The 23662-nt window shown below is 32.4% G+C and carries 21 protein-coding genes; 5 read left to right on the top strand and 16 right to left on the bottom strand.

Annotated features, from left to right (window positions below; all coding sequences use genetic code 11):
• Positions 1-164 precede the first annotated feature (164 nt).
• Positions 165-587, top strand: coding sequence for an ATP-binding protein (locus HVS_RS05880; RefSeq protein ID WP_101300134.1), 423 nt, complete (start codon positions 165-167; stop codon positions 585-587).
• A 192-nt stretch (positions 588-779) separates the two neighbouring features.
• On the opposite strand, the gene HVS_RS05875 is transcribed toward HVS_RS05880, so the two are convergent.
• Together HVS_RS05875 and HVS_RS05870 are read right to left on the bottom strand one after the other, a co-directional pair.
• On the bottom strand, positions 780-2525 hold the full coding sequence (locus HVS_RS05875; RefSeq protein WP_101300132.1) for a B12-binding domain-containing radical SAM protein: 1746 nt from the start codon (positions 2523-2525) through the stop codon (positions 780-782).
• A gap of 60 nt (positions 2526-2585) precedes the next feature.
• Entirely contained in the window at positions 2586-3812 is a 1227-nt protein-coding gene (locus tag HVS_RS05870) for a D-alanyl-D-alanine carboxypeptidase family protein (RefSeq protein WP_235827640.1), read from the bottom strand.
• A gap of 154 nt (positions 3813-3966) precedes the next feature.
• On the opposite strand from HVS_RS05870, the gene HVS_RS05865 reads away from it, so the two are divergent.
• From HVS_RS05865 to HVS_RS05855, 3 genes are all read left to right on the top strand, one after another.
• Positions 3967-5559, top strand: a complete 1593-nt coding sequence (locus HVS_RS05865) for a DUF342 domain-containing protein (protein ID WP_101300130.1) — start codon at positions 3967-3969, stop codon at positions 5557-5559.
• Between the two features lie 309 nt (positions 5560-5868).
• The gene (locus HVS_RS05860) at positions 5869-6072 is read left to right on the top strand and encodes an alpha/beta-type small acid-soluble spore protein (protein WP_101300127.1); all 204 of its coding nucleotides are present in this window, start codon (positions 5869-5871) and stop codon (positions 6070-6072) included.
• A gap of 355 nt (positions 6073-6427) precedes the next feature.
• Positions 6428-8161 carry a serine/threonine-protein kinase gene (locus HVS_RS05855; RefSeq protein WP_101300124.1) on the top strand — a complete coding sequence of 578 codons (1734 nt, stop codon included), beginning with the start codon at positions 6428-6430 and terminating at the stop codon, positions 8159-8161.
• A 62-nt stretch (positions 8162-8223) separates the two neighbouring features.
• Here HVS_RS05855 and HVS_RS05850 read toward each other — a convergent pair whose 3' ends face one another.
• The 12 genes from HVS_RS05850 to HVS_RS05795 form a co-directional block, all read right to left on the bottom strand.
• Positions 8224-8889, bottom strand: coding sequence for a prepilin peptidase (locus HVS_RS05850; RefSeq protein WP_101300122.1), 666 nt, complete (start codon positions 8887-8889; stop codon positions 8224-8226).
• A gap of 246 nt (positions 8890-9135) precedes the next feature.
• Positions 9136-9594, bottom strand: a complete 459-nt coding sequence (locus tag HVS_RS05845) for a hypothetical protein (RefSeq protein ID WP_159063402.1) — start codon at positions 9592-9594, stop codon at positions 9136-9138.
• Positions 9563-9988 carry a DUF2974 domain-containing protein gene (locus tag HVS_RS05840; RefSeq protein WP_101300118.1) on the bottom strand — a complete coding sequence of 142 codons (426 nt, stop codon included), beginning with the start codon at positions 9986-9988 and terminating at the stop codon, positions 9563-9565. Before HVS_RS05840 ends, HVS_RS05845 begins: the two co-directional genes overlap by 32 nt.
• 37 nt (positions 9989-10025) lie before the next feature.
• Entirely contained in the window at positions 10026-10772 is a 747-nt protein-coding gene (locus tag HVS_RS05835; RefSeq protein WP_101300116.1) for a hypothetical protein, read from the bottom strand.
• A 389-nt stretch (positions 10773-11161) separates the two neighbouring features.
• Positions 11162-13798, bottom strand: a complete 2637-nt coding sequence (locus HVS_RS05830; RefSeq protein ID WP_101300114.1) for an Athe_2463 domain-containing protein — start codon at positions 13796-13798, stop codon at positions 11162-11164.
• Positions 13799-13829: 31 nt separating this feature from the next.
• On the bottom strand, positions 13830-14672 hold the full coding sequence (locus HVS_RS05825; RefSeq protein WP_159063401.1) for a copper amine oxidase N-terminal domain-containing protein: 843 nt from the start codon (positions 14670-14672) through the stop codon (positions 13830-13832).
• Between the two features lie 80 nt (positions 14673-14752).
• Complete coding sequence (locus HVS_RS05820; RefSeq protein WP_101300110.1) at positions 14753-17602, bottom strand: Mbeg1-like protein; 2850 nt, start codon at positions 17600-17602, stop codon at positions 14753-14755.
• Positions 17602-18333, bottom strand: a complete 732-nt coding sequence (locus HVS_RS05815; RefSeq protein ID WP_101300107.1) for a hypothetical protein — start codon at positions 18331-18333, stop codon at positions 17602-17604. The genes HVS_RS05820 and HVS_RS05815 overlap by 1 nt, the downstream gene beginning before the upstream one ends.
• A gap of 3 nt (positions 18334-18336) precedes the next feature.
• A complete protein-coding gene (locus tag HVS_RS05810) occupies positions 18337-18612 on the bottom strand; it encodes a hypothetical protein (RefSeq protein WP_101300105.1) in 276 nt (91 codons plus the stop codon).
• Positions 18584-19606, bottom strand: coding sequence for an Mbeg1-like protein (locus HVS_RS05805; RefSeq protein ID WP_159063400.1), 1023 nt, complete (start codon positions 19604-19606; stop codon positions 18584-18586). The genes HVS_RS05810 and HVS_RS05805 overlap by 29 nt, the downstream gene beginning before the upstream one ends.
• Entirely contained in the window at positions 19603-20340 is a 738-nt protein-coding gene (locus tag HVS_RS05800) for a hypothetical protein (RefSeq protein ID WP_101300100.1), read from the bottom strand. The genes HVS_RS05805 and HVS_RS05800 overlap by 4 nt, the downstream gene beginning before the upstream one ends.
• Positions 20341-20343: 3 nt before the next feature.
• A complete protein-coding gene (locus tag HVS_RS05795; RefSeq protein WP_101300098.1) occupies positions 20344-20946 on the bottom strand; it encodes a hypothetical protein in 603 nt (200 codons plus the stop codon).
• Between the two features lie 122 nt (positions 20947-21068).
• Between HVS_RS05795 and HVS_RS05790 the strand changes: the two genes are divergently transcribed.
• Complete coding sequence (locus HVS_RS05790) at positions 21069-22100, top strand: IS6 family transposase (protein WP_101300061.1); 1032 nt, start codon at positions 21069-21071, stop codon at positions 22098-22100.
• 239 nt (positions 22101-22339) lie between these two features.
• Here the strand turns inward: HVS_RS05790 and HVS_RS05785 are convergent, their stop codons facing one another.
• Both HVS_RS05785 and HVS_RS05780 read right to left on the bottom strand, forming a co-directional pair.
• Positions 22340-22660: a hypothetical protein gene (locus tag HVS_RS05785; protein ID WP_101298602.1), complete on the bottom strand. Its 321-nt coding sequence runs from the start codon at positions 22658-22660 to the stop codon at positions 22340-22342.
• A 232-nt stretch (positions 22661-22892) separates the two neighbouring features.
• Positions 22893-23183 carry a WXG100 family type VII secretion target gene (locus tag HVS_RS05780; protein WP_101300096.1) on the bottom strand — a complete coding sequence of 97 codons (291 nt, stop codon included), beginning with the start codon at positions 23181-23183 and terminating at the stop codon, positions 22893-22895.
• Positions 23184-23662 lie beyond the last annotated feature (479 nt).

Below are 23662 nucleotides of genomic sequence, written 5' to 3'. Positions count from 1 at the left end.
GCAATTAATATACCAAACAAATACATAAAATTCAAGCAATCTTAAACTTTTAAACATTAACTGTGAATCCTTTTAACCTTTTGTTTATTTTATATTTTATGATATAATTAAATAAGTGAAAAACCTATGTTTTTACTTTTGTTTTTACTTTGGAGGACTCGCCTATGCAAATATTGAAGTATGAATTGGAAGCATATATACCTTTTGATAATGAAAGCATAGAAAAGTTTCTTTTTCTGTGTGAGGAAACTATAAATAACTTAACATCTGACCAGGAAGTTATTTTCAAATTAAAAAGCGCTACTCATGAACTTTTAATTAATTCTTTAGAACATGGATATGGAAAAACACCTGGAAAAGTTTCTTTTCTAATGGAAAAAACAGAACATTCAATTATTTTGGAAATGACAGATGAAGGCTCTGGTCTAAACCCTTCAACATTAGACTTAGAAAAGCAGTGCACTGACTTAGACAGTGCAAGGGACAGGGGCTGGGGACTTATGATACTTAAAAGATTAGCTGATAAAATGGAAATCACACCAAATAAACCAAAAGGGACTAAAGTGTCAATTTCCATTTCAACTTAAGTATTTTCTTAAGCATTATATATACTCTTTTATATATGCTTTCATATATACTTCTAAGTATTTTATAAGCATTTTATACCTGGTTTTGGGTATTTTATACCTGTTTTAGTGTAATTATCTGCAGCATTGTTATAAATTTACTGAAAGCTTGCTGTATATTTACTGTGTATTTACTGTAACTTTATGAAAAAGCTATAAAATAACTTTTTTTGCTTCAAAAAGTTCTGTTACCCTGTTTCTTTTATTATAATTAACTAAAATTATTACCGGGCTTTCTTTTAACTCAAAATTTCCTGAAACATCAAAATTAAAAGGCTCAAAATGTACATCCCTTATTATTTTTTTAGCAGGCACATTTAGATATTCCGGGAGATATTTTTTTATATTCTCATCATTATCTAAAAATTCAAAAATTCTTTCTTTATGCTTTGACACTTGTTTTTTTTCTATACCTTCCGGAAAATTACCGGTTCTGTGGGATACAATAAAGTCATATTTTAGAAGATCACATATTAAATCCCTGTTTATTCCAATATTTAAACCATCTATAAATTTTAAAAGTACTGTATAAAGTTCCCTGCTAGAAACGGAACGCCTGAACAAACCTTCTTTTTCATGAAAGAATGATAATTTTTCATAAAATTCAAAAGCTGAATTAAAAAAGTTTTCAATAATATAGTCAAGGCTTTTGCAAAATCTTCCGGAATTATAATACCTTTCAACCATCTTTTCTATCTTTTTTAATTTTAAAAGCTCTTCAAATGTCAAAACATTATTTCCCAAAACCTCATAAGGAGGGTAGTCCCTGTACAAATAATTGTGTTTTTTGTCATTTTTACGTATTCCAGACCCCTTCAGCATTTTTAAAAAACCCAGCTGCAGATTGTGGGGTCTTAGGCTGTATACTTCATTAAATGAATTTTTAAATGATTCATAATCTTCATAGGGCAGCCCTGCAATAAGGTCTAAGTGTATGTGAATATTTTTTAAATCCAATAATTTTTTTGTATAGTAAAATACCTTCTTAATGTCTGTTTTTCTGTTTACTTCCTTAAGTGTCCGTTGATTTACAGACTGTATACCAATTTCAAATTGTATTATACCTTCCGGGGCTTTTGACAAGAGATTTATCATATCATCGTCAAATAAATCACCGGCAGCTTCAAAATGAAAACATGTATCTACAGAGTTTTCTATTACAAATTCAAATATTTCCATAGCCCTCTTTTTGTTGCAGTTAAAAGTCCTGTCAACAAATTTTACAAGTTTCACCCCTGCATCCATCAGAATTTTTAGTTCCATCTTAACCCTGTCAATGGAAAAATACCTGATACCTTTGAAGGTGGATGACATACAATATGAACATGAAAAAGGACATCCCCTTGAAGATTCATAGTAAATAATCTTATCCTTTACCTCATCCAGCATTTCTTTTGTATATGGCGTAGGTATTTTATCAAGATCTTCTATTAAACCCGTGCCTTCTCTTGAAACTATCCTGCCGTCTTTTCTGTAAGTTATGCCGTCTATATCTTCTGTTTTTACACTTTGGTCTTTCAAATACTGCAATAATTGCCTAAACCTTATTTCCCCCTCGCCTGATACTACATAATCAATATAATTATATTCATTTAAAATGCTCTCCGGTTCGTATGAAACTTCAGGTCCTCCAAGGACAATTTTTATACCGGGGGCTATTTTCTTTAAATTTGAGGCAATTTTTAAAACATGCCCAATATTCCAAATGTAGCAGGGAAAAGCTGCTACATCACATTTTTTAAAATAAATATTCCCAAGGATATCATCTATATTATCATTTATAGAAAACTCAGCTACCTGAACACTTTCAAAATAATCCCTGCAGCTTGCCCAAAGATACCAACATGCAAGGGATGAATGTATATATTTCGAATTAATTGCTATTAAAAGTACCTTCATATTTTTAAACCCCGTTTTTATTTTTTTACTCTTCAACTCTAACATTTAGACAAGCTGGTGTCAATCATGTCGGATTAAAGAATACCATGCATTTAACACTTCACCCAAATAGTCATTATATTTTTTAGCAGGTACCTCATCACCTGTCTTTAAACCGGTTTTGGCAATTAACTTGCCGTCTATGGTAAATCTTATTTCCCCCACTTCAATATCTTTATATACAGGAGCGTTTACAGTCCTTTTATAATATATTGTCTTTTTTAATTTTTCTTTTTCAGCCAAAGTTAAAGGAATTTTAATGTCCTTCATAATTACCGCCGGCACTTTATTTTTTTTGCCTCTATGTACATTTATACTCCTTTCTTCTTCTCCGGCTTGAGCTAAGTTGTAAATTTTGTAATTAGAAAAAGCGTAATCCAAAATGTCTTTACTGCTTTGGGCCCTGGCACTTCTGCTTGGACAATTCAACACAACGGATATAATTCTCCAGCCATCTTTTGTTGCTGACGTTACAAGACATCTTCCTGCCTTTCCTGTATAACCGGTTTTAACCCCATCAGCACCAGGATATACAGAAAGCATTTCATTTGTTGTATAAAGATCCCTGTTTGTTATGTGTATACTCTGAGTTCCTGCCATTTCAGAGAAAACAGGATTTTTTAGTGCATATTGTGTGAGTTTTGCCAATTCATATGCAGTGGAATAGTGACCGGTGGCATCTAATCCATGGGGGTTTTTAAAAGCTGTATCCTTAAGCCCTAGCTCCTTTGCCTTTTTGTTCATCATTTCAACAAAATTCTCCACCGTTCCACCCACATGTTCTGCCACTGCTATAGCCGCATCATTTCCTGACTTAACAAGCATGCCGTATAAAAGCTCCCTTAGAGTCAGTTCCTCCCCTGTCTTTAAATTTATTACCGAGCCACCTATTGAAGCTGCCCTTCTGCTTACCGTAACCCTGTCGTCAAGATTCCCGTTTTCAATGGCAACAATGGCTGTCATTATTTTTGTTGTACTTGCCATGGCTCTTCTTGAGTGGGCATTTTTTTCATATAAAATCCTTCCGCTTACCGTATCCAATACAACTGCCGCACCTGCACTTATTTTAGGAGGTTCTGCACCACTATAGGTATCAGTTTCAATGTTAATTACTTCTTTTAAAGGCTCATTTTCATTAAATTCATCACCTTCTGCATACATAATCCCATAAAGATACTGGTGCATCAAAATTAAAATACATAAAAAAGTGCTAATAACCGATTTTATTACTGCTGATTTTCTTAACAAAATACCACATCCTATATTTAAATAATTAGCCATATAAATATATGAAAATAATACAAACTTTATAAGTATTCTATGTAGAAAAAATTTCTATATAACTATCTGTTAAGTGACCATACAAAATTACCGATATAATCTTTGAGGGGGGAACTAATCCATGAAACAATGTAGCATATACCGCAACAAATATATAGAAATATTTTCAAAAGACGATAGAGTATACCTTGAAGCAATAAGACCTGGATTATCGTTAGAACAATTCGATAAAATAATATCGTCATACCCCTTTATTACTATAAAAAACCTCAGAATCGTAGGAAACGCCCTGAATACCGCCCCAACTCCCCCCCTTTTAATAGGTGAATTAAAAGAACAAATGGAACTGGTAATTAGTGATGACGGGCTAAGAGCATGGATAACTTTCCGTTTGCCGGAAGAAGAACTGGATTTTTCAAAACGGGAACAATTAATAAAAAAAATATACTCCCTCCTAAACGAAAAAGGTATTGTTTATGGTATTAAACAGGAAGTACTTTTTCAAGCATTAAATAACAATACCCCTTATTTAATTGCTGAAGGAATACCCCCTCAACATGGAGAAGACTGCATAATTAATATGTATAAAATAGAGCCCCCTACGCCGGAAATCAGGGAAGACGGAAGTGTAAATCATTACAATTTAAAGCTGATTAACAGGGTTAAAGCAGGTGACTGGCTGGGGGAAAGAATTGATGCCACCAAAGGCGTCCCCGGAAGAAGCATTTTTGGCACTGACATACCGGCATCAGACGGCAAAAACTTTCCTTTAAAATACGACAGAAAAACCGTTTATGAAGTTTATCAGGATAACGTAACCCTTCTCTTTTCTAAAGTAAACGGAGCTGTCGATTACAAGGATGACGGTTCCATTTTTGTTTCTAACCACCTTTTAATTAATGGTGATGTGGATTTTAAAACAGGAAACATAAAATTTGACGGATGCGTCACTATAATGGGGACTGTTGCAGATGGTTTTTATGTGGAAGCTACAAAAGACATAGAAATAAACGGTGCATTAGGCCTTGGCAACATTAAGGGGATAACAAGCCATGAAGGAAATATTTACATAAGAGGAGGCATTGCAGCTAAAAACCATGTGGAAATAAAAGCTAAGAAAGATGTGTTTATTAAGTTTCTTGATAATGTAACGGTAAAGTGCGGTGGTGCCGCACACATAGGTTTTTACTGCATTAACAGCAATGTATATGCCAAAGAAGTATATATTGAATCTTTCAGAGGGAATATAATAGGCGGGCGTGTTTATTCCCAAATAAAGATATCCGTTCCCATATTAGGGTCTGCACTTGAAAAAAGAACTGTTTTAAAATTAGAAGGGTTTGACAGGAAAAAACTTGAATTGGAATTAGAAAATGTAAATAATAAAATAGAACATTTAAAAACCGTCCAGACTAAAATAAAAAAAGACTTAATGAAAATGGAAACAGTTAAAACCCTTACCCCCCAGGAAACTGCCCGGTACAACAACAAGCTTAAACAGTTTATATCCATTAAAGATGAACTGAATGATTTAGAAGAAAGTAAGAAAAACATATATAAATATTTAAACATCAAAGGAGAAGGTGAAATAGTTATTTCTAAAAGAATACACCCAAATTGTCTTATTTCCATTAAAAATCATGAAATTGAAATAAAAAACTCCCAGCTTCACACAACTTTCATTTATAAAGACGGAAATATATTAGAGCTTTAAATGTTATTTTTTTTGTTTATTTCTCGTTCCCTCCAATCTCATTTTAATTATATCACGTCTAATAATTATCACGGCAATTTCATTCATTAATTTTTATTTATAACTGTTATTTATTTATAATTGTTATCCATTTATTAATTTTTTTCATTCAATAATTGTTATTCATTTAATACTTGTTATATAAATGCGTATTTGTCCATATAATATTTTTGTCCCCAGATTAAAGTTTACATAAAAAATTCCTTAGTAAAACTTTCTACTCATAATAGATATAATTTTTGAAAAAATAAGACTAAGGAGGTGATAGTAATGGCAAACAAGAGTAAATCACAGTTTGAAAATATGAAATATGAAATAGCTAAAGAAGTTGGCGTTAACCTAAAACAAGGTTATAATGGTGACTTAACTTCAAGAGAAGCTGGTAAAATAGGTGGTAACATCGTTAAGAAAGTATTCCAGAGCTATACTGGAAACAGTTATCCAACTGAACGTTTAGGAGATACTTCAAGATAAGTATAAATAAAATTAAAATAAAAGCCCGTTGCCTAATGGCTCCGGGCTTTTATCATAACAATAAGGCTTATAACAATAGGTCTTGTATTAGGAGACATATTTTGATAAAATGTTAGTAAGGTTTTAGGTTTTTACCGCATCCATTCATTTCACATACCAATTGTTAATGGTAAAATTACATTCCGGAAAACCAGGCTTTTTTAATTATTATCACTTAAGTGCATTTGCAAATATTACGATATCTTAATTGACCTGCTAATTTTATTGAGCTGCTTATATAAATTCAAACGCCATAAGCATTGTAAACATTATATGTCTAATATATCTAAAACATTATATGTCTAACGGTGGTTAAATGTTTAATAATGAACTTTTCGACGGAAAATACAGAATAATAGATATTCTTGGAAAAGGCGGCATGAGTACTGTCTATTTAGCCGAAAATGTGCGGCTGGGTACTCTGTGGGCAATTAAAGAAATATCTAAAGAACAAAATTCTAAAATTGATATTTACGTTGAACCCAATATTTTAAAAAAATTAAATCACCCTGCCCTTCCAAGAATTTTTGACATTATTGAAAATGACGAATACTTTTATATAATTATGGACTATATTGACGGCTACAATTTAAACGAAGAATTAAATCGCTGCGGAAAGTTTCCTGAAGATACCGTAATTGACTGGGCCATTCAAATATGTGATGTACTTATATACCTTCACTCTTTCAAGCCTAACCCTATAATATACAGGGATATGAAACCTTCAAACATTATGCTGACAAAAGATGGCAAAATAAAGCTGATAGATTTTGGAATAGCCAGGGAATACAAACTATCTGCTATAACTGACACTGTATATATAGGAACCAGAGGTTATGCAGCACCTGAACAGTACGGAAGCGGTCAGACTAACGAAAGAACGGATATATACAGTTTAGGAGTTACCTTGTACCATTTTCTGACGGGTATAGGTCCAAATGACCCGCCTTACCAAATAAAACCTATAAGATGCTTTGATCAAAGTTTTTCAAAAGAATTAGAGAGGGTTATTGATAAATGTACCCGCCAAAATCCTCATGAAAGATACCAGTCCGCTAATGAACTTTTAGAAGCACTTATAGCTATTAAAGGCGTTGATATAAATAACTATCTTCTAAACCGGACTTTAATAAGAGATAAAAAAGAAATTTCCAAAAAGAAAAAACGTATTTTAAACCCTTTTAAATTAAAATCAAATGGACAGGAAAAAATTTCATCTATAGATGAGTTAAAAAGGCTCTTTGAAAGCATAAACAAAAATACAAGCAAGGTTATTGCAATTACAGGACACAGAGGCTCAGGAGTAACCAGCTCCGTTGTAAATTTGGCATGTGTAGCTGCAAAAAATGATTTTAACACAATAATAGTTGATATGGACATTGACTATAGAAGTACAAACATGTATTTTAATTCATTTCATGAGAAAACAAAAAAAGATGAAGAAATAAACGCTTCACTTATAAGAACCCTTGCAAAACCGGAAAACTTTATGACTACCGCATTCAATATCAAAAACAATTTATGGCTCACTTCATTAGGATACAGGTTTTATGATAAAAACCTCATTGATAAGTTTTTTAACAGCCTGAAAGTTATCAGTATGCTGTCTGTTCTTAGAAACAAGTTTAATCTGATAATTATAGATATACCTCTGGATTTACTAAAAAACTTCAGGGAAATACTTATACATATTGATAGATTTGGTCTTTGTGTTTCAAATAATCTCTATTCAGTCCTTAGTTCTTTAAGAAATATGGAAGTGGTTCTTGAAAAAGAACATATATCATATATAAATGCTAAATCTAAATTGTTGATAACTAAATACAATAACAGATCCAGATTTCACGAAAAAATCTTTACTCAGGAAAAGGTTTGTGAGCTCATTACTTCTGGATTAAGTGAACACTTTACAAATCAAATATCTTCAGCAGGGATTATTCCTTACAGTCAGGAATTTGACCTGCAAATTGAAAAAAGCACCCCGGTTATAAATACAGTAAAAGATTTTGAAGAAGTTTATGGAAATATACTGTTAAGATTGATTAATTGATTATTATTAATTAATTTTTTAATTATATGATTTTTTGATTATTTGACTAATTAACTATTTGATTAATTCACAAAAAACATGGTGATAAATGTTCCTATGTAAACAAAGGGTGCTAAAGGTACGGTGTCTTTTCTGGTTTTTTTCCCCGTCGCAAGAAGGATAATGGAAGCAATAGAACATATAAAAAGACTCACCAGAAGGGAAAAAAGCGTTCCGAAGTAGCCCATGAACAAGGCAATTGCGGCATACATTTTCACATCTCCCATTCCTATTCCATTTTTAGTAATCAAACCTCCTAAAAGAAAAATGCCACAGCCTAGCAAAAGTCCCTTCATATCAGACTTGAAAATACCAAGTGTTTCCTGTTTAAATGCTATTATTTCCATTATATAAAATACAATTCTTGCAAAAATACCAGTGAGAACAAGGATGTTTGGGATTATATGGCTTTTGAAATCTATGTAGGCTATAGGAGCCAATAGCATAATTAAAAAAGTAAGCTTTGATGCTTTTATGTATTTCCCAAAATAATTGTACTGCACAGTAAAAACTGTCATACCGGCTATAAACGCAAGCACTAAAAATGCAATATATTTAATATCTTTAGGAAAAATTTTGCTAATGTTAATTCTTCCTTCTTCGTTTTTTAGTATCTTATCTTTTTGTAAATAACCACTTGCCAAAACTGTAAATATTGAAACCATAGGTACAGAAACTAATAGCCACATTTTTTCCTCCTGTTTTTTATGAATTATAGTGAAGAGTTGTGATTTAAGTATTTAATGTAAATATGCAGCATGATGTAAATGCATAAAGTAAATTTATAATTTAAATTTATAACGTATATTTATATTGATACCATATTAATTACAATTCTCTTTTATTTAAATTAATCCTCTTAATTACAATTCTCTTTTTCATAAATTAATCCTCTATTTTTTAGTGTGTTTTCTTTTTAGCTGTGTTTTCTGCACCTAAAAATTTATGTTCAACCAATTTGAATAACCGGTCATGTTTTTTTCATAGTCCTTGTAACTCCCTGTAGTTAACCCCCCTAGCTTTTTTAAAAATTCTAATACATCTGAAATGGTAACTTTAGTATTTCTTGATTTTATTCTCTCCAAATCATCTTCAAACAGTTTTGGGCATATACCTGCCAATGCACGGGCAGCTAAAAGTTCAGCTACAATTCCCTTTTTCTCACTGGTGGTATCTAACAGGGCTTTACCTGCAAAATCAGCTAATGTTGAAAGTGACATTAATGCAGCAAATTTATCAGAAAATGATGCTACAATTTCCCCACTTACTGTTTCATCATCTCCCTGCACAAATGACATTATGCTTCTAAAAATTGCATCTCTTTCCAAAGGTTCTAGCCTTAAAGCTTCCTCAGAAAGATTCTCAACAAACAAAGATAAACTTCCTTGTTCCACCTACTCTGAGAAATCCCCGTCTTCTGTCAGGCAAGAGTCTGGTAAATACTATATAATCAAAATATTTCATCCCCTGCACTTGCTGTATAGTTTCTATATTCAGTCCTATAACTCCTTCCGCATTGTCCCCCCATTCTTCGGAACCTGTCCCCCTGTAAACCACAATTATATTCCCGTTTTCATCTTCAAATGTACATGCATTAAGGCCTTTTCTGTCATTGAATTCATCTCCCATGTTCCAGCTTTGGTTTCCTATGGTCATGTTAGCTAGTCTTTCATTATTTTTAACGGCATTTTTTATAATTCTATACTGACGCTGCCTCTCTTTATAGTCTTCCATAGAACCTTCTTCAAAACCTGTACTGGATTTTCTATCCCTTCTTCCCAATTTCATAGAATCTTCAAGCTGTAAATTTCCTGATTTAATTCATTCATTTTACCTGCCTCCATTTACTGTAGCTAAATTCAAAGGTATCTTTCGTATTAAAACCACCTCTAAGTAAAACCCATTCAGCATTATGAGGCCCTGTTAATACTTCTGTTACATTTTCCTCACTAATTAAGTCTATTTTGCCCTCCCTTATATAGAAAACATCCAGGTTGCATTTATATTTTCTCTCTTCTAAAGCCTTTCTAAGCTTCTCTATCTTATTGTCTTTATTTGTTTCATATCCGCCGTCTTCAATGCATATGGTTACCGGAAGACCCGGAAGTCTTATTTTTGAATATTCTGAAATATCCATATCAGGTGTTACACTGTTCGGTACAGGTCTTCCACCTGATCTGTAAAACACCTTACTTTTTGGATAAATCCCTTTTACTATTTCAGTTAATGCCTTTTCAATTCTCTCCTTCATGTAAAAATCCATATAGTTGTCAACAATAACACCTGTTTCCTTATATCTTTGCACTACTATTCTTTGGCCGGGAAATTTCCCTGACTTCACTATCATCTCTGTATAAGGGGCTGTCCATATTTCTGTATTAATATTCACAAACACAAAATCTTCGTTATATTTCTCTCTCATATGCTCCATCATCATATACTTTACTGAACCTTCTTCTTTTAGACCGTCTGCATTTTTATCGCCATTATTTGACATGTATACGCACACTCCCGTCATTAATATTATTGATGCTATAGATGCTATACCTGCTGCTATTTCCCCATCATGCATTAATCCTTAATTACATAATTAATACTTATTTTATTTATGTGAATTATGTAATTTTAGTTGCTATAACCGGTATTTATTCTCTTTAGTAAATAAATATTTTTTCTTACAAACTAATTATAGCAACTAAAATATTTGATTGTAAGTGCCATTAGTCACTTTTTTCCGTGACTTTGGTCACTTTTTTTCGTGACCTTAGCCGCTGTTTTTTTTTAAAACCATGACTTTAGTCACTATTTAATCATAACTAAAGTCATAGTTTTACATAATTTAGTTTTTGACTGCAGATTAACCATACAAAAAGCATGATTTTAAATCACCTTTCAACTGTGATTAAAATCATGCTTTTTAAATTCAGAAATATCAAGAAAACAACCTATACAAAACCATTATTAGTCATCATACATGGAGCCTTTTACCGTAATATACATTTCATCAAGCATTACCCCGCTTAATGTACCCAATGAGCTATATGCATGGCTGCTGCTTCCTAAATCAATATTGTCCATCCACACTCTTATGTAATACTCACCATCCGGCATATGTGCATGTGTAAAAGTGTTTATATTGTCCTTGTTTATAATAATGTCCACCTCTGTTGTTTCTGTTATTTTGTACATTTTTTGTCCCGGTTTTACATACTCTCTGTATTTGTAATTATCCCTGCTGCTTAAAGTATTTGACTCTTCATATCCTTCCATCACCATTTTCCAATATTCATGTGTATTTCCTCCGCTTATATGTTCATGGTAAATTTCTTCAACTTTTTTTGTATAACGTGACTCATCGCTATTTCTGTCTAACACCGTCACAAGTTCTATCCCGTTTATACCTATGTTATCCCGTGCCGTCAATCTGCCCGGACGTGTACTGAAAGTACTTCCCCTTTCAGGCAGCAGTTCTCCTTTTATATTTACAGCTTCCCTGTAGTCATTTATGTACATAAGGTCTGTTTCATAGTTAAATGAATTTATAACGGCGTTTACAATATCTTTGTGTTCCTGTGTATCATAAGGCACAGGCTTGTATGTTACCGTCTCCACTTTAAAAGAATATTTTCCGGCAGGGTTAAAGTAGTATCCTGACTTTATAGGATAGTCAAATCTTTGTAGATCTATATCCGTTGGAAATACAGCTTTGTCATACAGGTCTTTTCTGTTTATACCTTGCCTTGCTGCTTCCCTTGCCTGCATATATTCAATTTCCATAGGACTATTTATTTTTATTTGTATATCTCCACTGTTTTGCTGCTTAAAAGTTCTTTGATATTTTCCGTCAACAGGTGTCCAGCCGTATTCTTTTCCATTGGAGTCTAAACGGCACATCCACCTGATTACATTAAAATTATACGGCTCACTTTCCCAATACATTTTTTTGTTAAGAGAATCTACCCTGTTGTTTTCTATTTCATTTCTAAAGCTTTTTGACGGAATGTTTTTCATTCCATTGTATACATAAACATTAAACGTTAAATCTTTTGTTACTTCGTTAAACGGTGCAGTTCTAAGTACTTTATGAGGGCATAATTCACAATCTTCAAAACCGCACTCATAAACATCCCATCCTTGTATATAACCTTCAGAGAAAAGCCGGCCATTTTTAACCACCGGGGTTGAAGGATTTATGTCAAGCCATTTCCTACCTTCAGGGTCATCCCCAAAATCCCTTCTTTCAATGGTGAAATTTACAATAGGATTTCTTTCTACTCTGCTTCTTCTCACTTCATTGACAGGAGGATTATTTTGTTCAGAATATTTTCTAAACAATCCGTCCTTTGGATCTCTTATTATTCTAAACTCTCCTGTTATATTGCCGCTCCATTCTCCTCTTGGAGAGCCTAAATCAGCCACGGAAGGTCTTTTTGAAAGATTAAAACTAAAGTCTCTTGAGAGTACGTTGTAAGGAATGTCATATTCATCATATTCAAAAATACTCTCAACATATTTTATTTCTGCTTCAAATACATTGTTTCCTAAATATTTTTCTTCAGGGCTTGTACCGTCTTCATTTATAACAAAACGCACCAAAACATCATCTTCAGGCATACTAAAACTTGCATACATCAGTCTTTCATTTTCGCCGGGAATGGTGATTTTGCCCTTTTCTTTGGTTGCATGTCCTAAATATTCTACAGGTATTTTAGAGCCATCACTTTTCTTTATAATTTCCCATTCATAATCTGCTGTCTCATCCTCAGTGAATGTAGACCTTACATTTATTCCAACTAAAACTTTTCTTCCTGCTCCGGCACCAACCGGAATGGATTCTGCTTGAACGGAAATATCTTTTTTTAGCATTTCAAACGGCATAAGGAGAAAGGTTTTGTATCTTAAATTTTGACCGTTGTTGTGAAAATAAAATCCTATTCCCAGCCCCCATGAATACATTGTAGGGGGCTGGATTATATGTACATAGTCTTCAACAGAACCTCCGTCAGAAAAATATTGGGGTTCCGGACCGTCAACTATATTTGCGGCAAAGAAATCCCGCCTTCCGGTTTCTTTATATAATTCATCTGGTGTAAAAACAACCCTATTTATCCACTGTTGAATATAGGGATGTTCGTAGTCCCACGGTTCTTTAACCCATCTTCCGTTGAGAGTTTTAACATTCTGCGTTGGGGGATAATCAGGTGGAAATATAGGATTTGCAAATAAATCCCCATTGACCGTATAACCCAAACATCTATATTGGGAATTCCCTTCTTTATCGGGTCTTTTAATTACTTTAATTGCAGCTTCTTTAACAGCATCAATACTGGCTCTTTCCTCACTGCCATATACAAAAATAGGCATGTTATTAAAAGCCGGAGTACCCTTAACAGCTAACGCTTCATTTATCTCAAGTCCTTTAATGTTCTTTTCTTTAAAATAACCATAATAACCCAGTACATTTTCTTCTAAAAATTTATTAGCAATATCTAGCGATTCTTCAGCTGTTTTTATATTGGTGCTATTTGCTGATACTGTAATGCTAATCACCTGTATCAGTAGAGATGTAATCAGTATTTTAAATATATGCTTTTTCACCTTTTACACCTGCCGTTCTATACCATTAATTTTACCACTCCACTACAACATCATCGTATTGACTTGTACTAGGTACATATCTCGGAAGCATAACATTTATAGATATGCTCTCTGCTACTGACTTTCTTATCCAAATATATTGTTCCGTCTTTTCTACATATATGTATTTTTCAGGTAAATAATCCGACCAGTTTTTCTTTTGTTCAACATGTTTTCTTACTTGATTTGCTATATCCTTGCCAAATTTATTTTCTAATGCAAATGTTAAATCTTCAACCTGCTTTTCAAAATTCGGTTTCATAATATTTATTGATATTCTTGTTTCTACTTTGTCACTGCTTTGAGCCTTCGCAATTACTACATTTGTATCATTTGGCACTAAGTATCCATCTACTTCTATAATACTACCATCCTTTGGGGTCTCATCCTTTATGTCTCCTTTTTCTCTTGTATCAATATAAACCGTCCTTACAGCCGGGTCCCAATCCACTTTTGCACCTAACCCCTCACTTACAAACCTTACAGGTACAAAGGTTCTGTCTTCTTTCAGCAGTGCTTCTGTATCCATTAGATTCTTTTCACCATTTATTGTATAGTCCTTTTTTCCAATTACAATCTTTATTTCTTTATCTCCCTGGGATATTGTAACCGTCTTTGTACTTCCTTCCCAGCTTACTTCCGCTCCTAACGCTTCACTTACAAACCTCACCGGTACCTGTGTCCTGCCGTTGTCGTCTATAAACGGCTCTGCATCCGGAAAATTCACCCTGTTGCCGTTTACCACCACACGAAGAGGCAATTGAGCAAAGGATGTTGTTGTAAAAGCCATTAGCATAATAACTGATACTGTTATAAATAAAACTATCTTTTTCATTTTATTTCCTCCCATTTTTCATTTTTTACATGATATATAATATATATCTACAAAATATTATTTTAACTTTATTTTTATAATTAAGCAAAACTATTTGCTTCCCTACCTGCCATAGCTTCTATTCTTTTATACTCTACACAAGCATTGTCTAACGCTTTTGTTTTTCTTTCAATCATATCGGTAATTCGTCTAGTATCAGCTTTTATGTTATCACAAATTCTATTAATTTCTCGTATTCTCTGCCTTACATAATATTCATTATATTTCCTCTCCGTATCAGATGTTAAATTGTTTACATCCTTTAGCATGTAATGTATCTTTTCTCCCCATTCTCTTTCTAGGTCTTTCATCTTCTTTCTCAAATCTTCTAATCTTGCTAAATCTACTTTTAAATTTTTTATATACGTTACTCCTATAGTTCTAATTACACTGTTTCTTAAAGTCTTAAGTACATGTTCTTTTTTATCCCTAATACTTTTTACTGTTTCCTTTTTATAATCTATAACATACTTAACTGCACCTTCAAATTTCTCACGCATAGTTTTTATTTGTTCCCTTATATTGTCTGTAACTTCTTCGACTTTTTGATTTGCTTTTTTAGTTACTTTGTTCCATGCATTCGCCACTTCTTTTTTGCAGTATTTTGCAAAATTCTTTATTCCATTTACCACACTTGCAATAAAGCTCGAAATAGCTCTTTCTGCTTTGTCTTTAAAATCTTCCATGGCTTTTATTCCTGTATGTACAGCATCTTTTATATTATTTGCTATACCCAATACATAATCTTTTAGCCTTACCAGTGCCTTTTCTGCTTCAGACATAAATTTTAAAAATACCTCCGTAAGACTTACTTCAAGTCCCTTTATTCCCAAAACTGACTCTTTTATCTTGTCTACCAAAAATTTTAATCCCCTTATACATTCAACAACTGCCTTTTTGACAAGGTTAACTGTAACTGCTTTTGCTATGTTGTCAAGATAATTAACAACTCTGTTTACACCTTCTTTTAGCTTTTCACGTCCTTTTTTTATTATCTCTTTTGCATTATTTATTCCTTCTATTACTATTTCAACTGTACTGTGTAATAAATTAAAACCAGCTTTTTTGCGATAAATTAAAAAATTATTTATTCCACTTGCTAAATTATTAAAAAAGCCGGTTACAGCCGCTATAATCCTCTTACTATATATTAACATCTTTTCAGCTGTATCTTTCAATGCACTCTTTGATATTTTTATCATATCATCTATAATAACTCCAATATGCTTAACTAACCTGCCAAAGGAATCCCTTGCTTCTAAAATAAATTTATAAAATGCTACACCTAAAGCCCCTCCATAGGCAAATAAAAATTCTCCTGTCTCCATACCGGATTGTCTCGGATAAAACAATTTTTTTATAAATTCTACGCTTTCAACTAAGACTGTTTTTCCTAAGATTTTTAAACTATTTAGCATCTCATTCTTAAAATTTTCTGTAACTATTGATATGTTTTTGAGATTCTCTAATATATCTAATGCAGTCCTTTTAGCAATTGTTGTTATATCTCTAAAAAACTCTACTGATGCCTGAGATATCTTTACTATTTTTACTCCTCCTGTTGCTATCACATCACCAAACATTAATATCAAATATATTTTTGTTAGAATACTAAAAACTACAACTTGATCTACAATACCTTCTTTTTCTTTAACTGTATCTAAAAGTGCTCTTTTTAGTGCTCCAAGCAAAAATTCTCTTGACTCTAAAGTCGCCATTTTATCAGACCATGAGGCCACTATTTCTCCATCCACAGTTTCATTGTCTCCCTGGAATAATGACATTACTGCCCTAAATATTTTTTCCCTTTCTTCAGGATCCAGTATCATAACTTCCTGAGAAACGTTTTCAACAAGTAAAGATATAAAGCCTTGTTCCGTCTGTTTTGAAAATGTACCTTCTTCTGTTAAGCATGAATCAGGAAAATGAAGTTTCTTAAACTCACTCAGACTTTTACGATCTTTTTTAATAATATCTAAAACTTTAGAGAAATCTTTATAACTATCTATATTCAATGAAATTTTTGATGGAATCACCGTTTCAAAATAAAAACGGTTTTCATCTGGAATTATGTATATACCAAGGGGATTCACAAAATCATTTGAGCCATTAAAACTATAAAGTTTTTTTACCGATTCATCATAATCATCAAATCTTTCCTTAAATGCCTTTATAACTTCGGGACAAAAAGCCTGACCATCACAACTAAAACAATATTTTATTAGATCTCTGTATTTTGAATTTATAGTTATGTACTGTGCCTTATTCCCGCCTTTTGAGTGACCTGTAACAGTAATTTCTATGTTCTTTTTATCATACCCGTTTTTCTCCACTATGTAATCAAAGTATTCCAACGCCTGTGTTTGCTGCGGGCTCTCAGTCACCACTCCTGAGAGTGCTACTCCATTGTCTCCCCATTCTCCGGAGGCTGTTCCTCTATACACCACTATTATATTCCCGTTTTCGTCCTCAAATGTACATGCATTAAGACCTTTTCTGTCATTGAATTTATCACCCATATTCCAGCTCTGATTTCCTATAGTCATATTGGCTAATCTTTCATTATTTTCAACTGCATTTTTTAAAATTCTATATTGACGCATCCTATTTTTATAGTCTTCTTCGGAACCTTCTTTAAAGCCAGTTTCAGATTTTTTATCTCTTCTGCCTAATTTCATGGAGTCTTCAAGGTATAATTCCTTATACATAGCATATTTCTCTTCGCATATAGTACCATCGGGAGAATTGTAAAATTTACCTAAACTTTTTAATATATCTCTAAGCATCCATCCATCTTCAGCGTCAGACCATTCAATATTTAAATATATTAATGTATTTAATAACCTTCCTTCAAGGCCTTTAGCTTCAAGTTCGTCACTAAGATAATTCATTAAAATTCCCTCCAATCATAGTAACGGAATTTAAAAGATTCATCCATTGAAAAATCCCCTCTCATTAAAACCCATTCCTTTCGTGTAGAGCCTGTTAAAAATTCACTTCTATTGTCCTCAGAAACTAAATTCAATTTATTTTTGTCTAAATAATAAATATCTAATTTACACATATATTTTTTCTCTTCTAATACCTTTCTTAATTCTTCTATTTTCTCTTCCTTATTTGTTTCATAATCAGGGTCTTCAATGCATATTGTTAATGCAAGTCCTATTATAGTTTCTATTGAATACTCTGCAATACTTATATCAGGTGTTACACTGTTTGGCACCGGTCTTCCTCCTGGTCTATAAAACACCTTACTCTTTGGATAAATTTTTTTCACTATTTCAGTTAATTCCTCTTCAATCCTTTCTTTCATATGAAAATCCATATAGTTGTCAACTATAGCACCTGTTTCCTTATATCTTTGTACTACTATCCTGTGGTTAGGAAATTTCTCTGATTTTACTATCATCTCTGTATAAGGTGCTGTCCATACTTCTGTATTAATATTTACAAACTCAAACTCTTCATTATATTTCTCCCTCATATGCTCCATCATCATGTCTTTTACTGAACCTTCTTGCTGCACAACATCTTTTTTACTATCATTATTATTTGACATACATCCACACACCCCTATCGCTAATATTATTGATATTATACCTATTGCTATTTTCTCTACCATACATTAACCCTCCATTTCAAACTCTTCTTCAAAGTTGAATTCCAAAAATCCAATTTGAGAATATATTAAGTCCTGTATTTTCTCATTTACTTTTTTATTTATTTCTGCTTTTTCTTGTTCTAATATTTCATCTACCTTTGTAAAAAACTCATTAATTACACTGTTTACATCAAATGCCGTTTTGCCCATTGTAAATATAACCAAACCTTTTAATATGATTTCAACACTTTTACAGCATTCTTGTACTATTTCAACTGCTTTTTTTGTAACTTTTTCCACCTTCAAATTCCCCATCTTCTGTTAAACACGAATCTGGAAAGTGTAGTTTTGCAACATCAGAGATGCCTGTAATATTTTTTATAAATTCTAAAACATCTTTAGGGCTATTTATATTTAGTGGAATCTCTGATGGAATTACAGTTTTAAAATAAAAACGGTTTTCATCTGGAATTATATATATGCCAAGGGGATTTACAAAGTCATTTTCTCCATTAAAACTATAAAGTTTTTTTAATGATTCATTGTAATCATCAAATCTTTTCTCAAAAGCTTCTATAGCTTCGGGAGAAAAACCCTGACCATCATAGCTAAAGCAATATTTTATTAAATCTCTATATTTTGAATTTACAGTTGTATACTGTGCCTTATTACCACCTTTTAAATGACCTGTAATAGTAATTTCTATATTCTTTTTATGATAGTTGTTTTTTTCCACTATATAATCAAAGTATTCCATTGCCTGTTTTTGTTGTTGAGTTTCATTAACTAATCCTATAAGTCCTTCGGAATTGTCTCCCCATTCTCCGGAGGCTGTTCCTCTATACACCACTATTATATTCCCGTTTTCGTCCTCAAATGTACATGCATTAAGACCTTTTCTGTCATTGAATTTATCACCCATATTCCAGCTCTGATTTCCTATAGTCATATTGGCTAATCTTTCATTATTTTCAACTGCATTTTTTAAAATTCTATATTGACGCATCCTATTTTCATAGTCTTCTTCGGAACCTTCTTTAAAGCCAGTTTCAGATTTTTTATCTCTTCTGCCTAATTTCATGGAGTCTTCAAGGTATAATTCCTTATACATAGCATATTTCTCTTCGCATATAGTACCATCGGGAGAATTGTAAAATTTACCTAATCTATTTAATATATCTCTAAGCATCCATCCATCTTCAGCGTCAGACCATTCAATATTTAAATATATTAATGTATTTAACAGTCTTCCTTCTAAACCCTGATCCTGGATCTCCTGATTTAATTCATTCATTTTATCTCCCTCCATTCAGGGTCATTTTCAAATTCAAAAGAATCATTCATTAAAAAATATGCTCTCATTAAAACCCATTCAGCATTATGAGGTCCTGTTAATACTTCTCTTCTATTATCTTCATTAATTAAATCTATTTTGCCCTCTTTTATATAGAAAACATCTAAATTACATATATACTTTTTCTCTTCTAAAACTTTTCGAAGTTCTTCTATTTTCTCTTCCTTATTTGTTTCATAATCAGGGTCTTCAATACATATAGTCACTGGAAGACCTGGAAGTCTTATTTTTGAATATTCTGCAATACTTATATCAGGTGTTACACTGTTTGGCACCGGTCTTCCTCCTGGTCTATAAAACACCTTACTCTTTGGATAAATTTTTTTCACTATTTCAGTTAATTCCTCTTCAATCCTTTCTTTCATATGAAAATCCATATAGTTGTCAACTATAGCACCTGTCTCACTATATCTTTGTACTACTATCCTGTGGTTAGGAAATTTCTCTGATTTTACTATCATCTCTGTATAAGGTGCTGTCCATACTTCGGTGTCAATGTTTACAAACTCAAACTCTTCGTTATATTTTTCTCTCATATGCTCCATCATCATATCTTTTACTGAACTTTCTTGCTTCACAACATCTTTTTTACTATCTTTGCTATTTGACATACATCCACACACTCCTATCGCTAATATTATTGATATTATACCTATTGCTATTTTCTCTATCATACTTTAATCCTCCATTTCAAGTTCTTCTTCAAAGTTGAATTCCAAAAATCCAATTTGAGAATAAATTAAGTCCTGTATTTTCTCATTTACTTTTTTATTTATTTCTGCCTTTTCTTTTTCTAATATTTCATCTACCTTTGTAAAAAACTCATTAATTACACTGTTTACATCAAATTCCGTTTTACCCATTGTAAATAAAACCAAACCTTTTAATATGATTTCAACACTTTTACAGCATTCTTCTACTATTTCAACTGCTTTTTCTGTAACTTTCTCCACCTCCAAATTAAACTCTTCTTCATTGCTTTCTATGTCCCCTTCAAATTTTATATTATCTCTGTTTTCAGCCAGCTCTTTTTTCATGTATTTTATAACATTTCCCATTGCTTCTCTAGTTTTTTCTTTATCTAAATCATTCACTTTTAAAAGAATTGAATGTATATTTTTTGCAACAAGTAATTCTTCATCATTTGATTTAAAAAATATATTAAATATTTCTTCATTAATAGTACCTTCTGTATCTTCAAGCCAATTTTTTAATTCTAAAAATTCCTTATCCTCTTCACCAGTTCTCTGTTCTTCATTAATCGCCTTTTCTTCCTTCATGAAATCCCCTCCTATATATTATTAACGCTCTGTAAACTTAAATGAAAATTGAGGACTTCAATCCTCTGTGGTACAATGTTTTTGCCAGAAAACAAATACCTCCCAGAAAGGATGAAGTCCTCATGCAAAAAATTGTACCAATTAAGTGCCCAAAATGCAATAATAAAGATTCTTTTTATCGCTATGGCAAAGATAGAGATGGTTATCAAAAATACCTTTGCCGTAAATGTAATCACCAATTTGCTCCTGATAGACCAACGTCTAAAAAGGTGCCTAAATACCCCCGTTGCCCTGTTTGCGGTAAAGCAACATTTCTTCATCACGATTATGAATACTACTCTAATTACCGTTGTTGTGATAAAAAGTGCAATCATTCTATGTTTGTTCCTAAACCAAATAATATATTACCTGCATCTATGTCTAAACTTGTTGGTAAGAATGATTTTAAACGTATGCGTTACCCAGTGCATATAATTATTACTGCTCTATCTATGTTTTACCTTGGCAAAAATTCTTTTAGAAATATTGCCTTAATACTTAGAGTAGCCCATAATGTTAAGGTTTCTCATACTACCATTAGCAATTGGTGTAAAAAGTTTGCTCCATTCTTTAATAATCTCTCTTTGGAACTTATACCAATGTTAGATTTTAATTCTGATGAATGGCATGCTGACGAAACAGTTATAAAAATTAATGGCCAAAAATATTATATTTGGTTTATCATAGATTCAGAAACCCGCTTTGTCTTAGGTTTTCATTTATCGCCTTATAGAGATTCTAGCCAAGCTTTTGCTTTGCTTAATTCTGTTAAAGATTTAGGTACTGTTAATGCCATAGTTAGCGATCGATATAGTGCTTATAAAGTACCAGTTAAATCTGTGCTAGGTAGTTCTGTTAAACATATTCGCGTTGAAAGCTTTAAAGATGATGTTTCTAATAATTTAATAGAGTCTTTCCATCATCAATTTAAAGCTTGGTATAAGACTAAGCAAGGTTTTAATTCCTTTGAATCAGCCAACAACCTAATCAGCATGTTCATATTTTTCTATAATTTTGTTAGGCCTCATTCATCTCTTAATGGCTTAACGCCAGCTCAAGTTGCTGGATTAAATCTAACTGAAAGAGAGAAGAAAAAGTATCTTCTTGTAGCATAAATTTTGCTTTAATTTCGCCAAAATATTTTTCAAATGTACGTCCTTGAGATTGTCAAGGGCGCGCGTTAGCGCGTTCATTTTACCCTTGACAATCTCAAGGCGGACTTTTATAATCGTCAAGGCGAAATTGAAAGTAATTTAAAGCAATTCTATAAAACATTGTGCTATTTTTTCATGTTTAGTTTACAAAGCCATTATTAAATTAAGTTTTAATTACGTTTTTTGTCTTTTATTAATTGCTATATAAATCTATTAGCTTTCTCCTGTTCTCTCTTCTTTTTTTCCAATTCTAATTTACGTCTTCTTTCATCGTCTGCATGTTTTATATCTGATGCTAAGCTTCTTAGCTGGGATTTTAAGCTGTTTATGTTGCTGTATGTTCTGTTTGTAATTTTTTCAATTTCTGACAAACTAGCATCAACAGACTTGACTGCCTCACCTTTCCACCAAGTCTTACTTTCTTCTACCGCACCTTTTAACATATTTTGTTTTTTCTTCAAGTCACTTTCTACTTCATTAACTCTTCTTATTGTACTTTGTACAGCATTTTGTGTACTCATAATCAGCCCTCCATTACTACTTTATAAATAACTTAGTTCTTCTGCTAAACTATATATTCTCTCAAATATACTAAGAATACATAGTTTAACAGGTAAAAGTATTAGAACTTCACCTGCTAGTGCTTTTTAACATATGAATTTCTAACCTTTTACACTGTTAAAAATACATTTTTTGTTTATGCCCTGCACACTCTAGAAATAATTTCTGTTGCAGAACATCAAACTAAAATCATTACTTTCTAAGTTGAGAAGCTATGTCACGTTCACTCTGTTCTTTAATTTCTGCAATTTTATCTAATTGCATGCTAATGTTATGTACACACTCCACTAGCTTATCAAGACTTGGCTTCAAACTGTTAAACTCATCTACAAAAGCTCTTGCAGAATCACCTTCCCACCAGCCTTCAACTGATTTGATTTCCCTGTCAAGCTGTTCGACAACACCCTTTGCTGCATCTCCTTTGTTTTTAATTGATCTTGCCACACCTCTCGCTTGTTCAGGACTAAAACTTATCCTTGCCATATATTTCACCTCCTTTACATAATTAAGTCGGTGTTCAGCAAAGCTGAACCCGTTGATATTACTTAATTTATACTAACTGAAAACAAGTAACTTCACCTCCCGGCTTCCAAACCTTCTATAATATCGATCTAGAAAGGGGATGAGGTCATTTGTTGTCACCAAACCAAAGCCATTTAGCTTATAAATTAAATCTTTTTGGGCATATCCGCCAGAATGACAGGATAGCCAAGGTTATTTCAAAGATTAACCTTTCATGTGTTTATATCCAACTTTCATCAGATTACTGAACACCTACACAACTAAAACTAATTATAGCAACTAAAAGATTAAACTGCAAGTGCCATTAGTCACTATTTTCCGTGACTTTGGTCACTTTTTTTCGTGACCTTAGCCGCTGTTTTTTTAAAAACCATGACTTTAGTCACTATTTAACCATGACTAAAGTCATAGTTTTACATAATTTAGTTTTTGACTGCAGA

Origin of the sequence: Acetivibrio saccincola, assembly GCF_002844395.1 — a bacterium.
In the GTDB taxonomy this organism is placed as follows: domain Bacteria; phylum Bacillota; class Clostridia; order Acetivibrionales; family Acetivibrionaceae; genus Herbivorax; species Herbivorax saccincola.
Note: the sequence above shows the minus strand (reverse complement) of the source record. Positions and strands in the feature narration are given on the sequence as shown.

Bases quoted from the DNA above. Each gene is read 5' to 3' on its own strand.
- HVS_RS05850 (WP_101300122.1), bottom strand. From the start codon at position 8,889: ATGTGGCTATTAGTTTCTGTACCTATGGTTTCAATATTTACAGTTTTG.
- HVS_RS05855 (WP_101300124.1), top strand. From the start codon at position 6,428: ATGTTTAATAATGAACTTTTCGACGGAAAATACAGAATAATAGATATT.
- HVS_RS05865 (WP_101300130.1), top strand. From the start codon at position 3,967: ATGAAACAATGTAGCATATACCGCAACAAATATATAGAAATATTTTCA.
- HVS_RS05835 (WP_101300116.1), bottom strand. From the start codon at position 10,772: ATGCATGATGGGGAAATAGCAGCAGGTATAGCATCTATAGCATCAATA.
- HVS_RS05815 (WP_101300107.1), bottom strand. From the start codon at position 18,333: ATGGTAGAGAAAATAGCAATAGGTATAATATCAATAATATTAGCGATA.
- HVS_RS05825 (WP_159063401.1), bottom strand. From the start codon at position 14,672: ATGAAAAAGATAGTTTTATTTATAACAGTATCAGTTATTATGCTAATG.
- HVS_RS05795 (WP_101300098.1), bottom strand. From the start codon at position 20,946: ATGAAGGAAGAAAAGGCGATTAATGAAGAACAGAGAACTGGTGAAGAG.
- HVS_RS05790 (WP_101300061.1), top strand. From the start codon at position 21,069: ATGCAAAAAATTGTACCAATTAAGTGCCCAAAATGCAATAATAAAGAT.
- HVS_RS05805 (WP_159063400.1), bottom strand. From the start codon at position 19,606: ATGAATGAATTAAATCAGGAGATCCAGGATCAGGGTTTAGAAGGAAGA.
- HVS_RS05780 (WP_101300096.1), bottom strand. From the start codon at position 23,183: ATGGCAAGGATAAGTTTTAGTCCTGAACAAGCGAGAGGTGTGGCAAGA.
- HVS_RS05860 (WP_101300127.1), top strand. From the start codon at position 5,869: ATGGCAAACAAGAGTAAATCACAGTTTGAAAATATGAAATATGAAATA.
- HVS_RS05800 (WP_101300100.1), bottom strand. From the start codon at position 20,340: ATGATAGAGAAAATAGCAATAGGTATAATATCAATAATATTAGCGATA.
- HVS_RS05840 (WP_101300118.1), bottom strand. From the start codon at position 9,988: ATGAAATTGGGAAGAAGGGATAGAAAATCCAGTACAGGTTTTGAAGAA.
- HVS_RS05785 (WP_101298602.1), bottom strand. From the start codon at position 22,660: ATGAGTACACAAAATGCTGTACAAAGTACAATAAGAAGAGTTAATGAA.
- HVS_RS05875 (WP_101300132.1), bottom strand. From the start codon at position 2,525: ATGAAGGTACTTTTAATAGCAATTAATTCGAAATATATACATTCATCC.
- HVS_RS05880 (WP_101300134.1), top strand. From the start codon at position 165: ATGCAAATATTGAAGTATGAATTGGAAGCATATATACCTTTTGATAAT.
- HVS_RS05820 (WP_101300110.1), bottom strand. From the start codon at position 17,602: ATGAATTATCTTAGTGACGAACTTGAAGCTAAAGGCCTTGAAGGAAGG.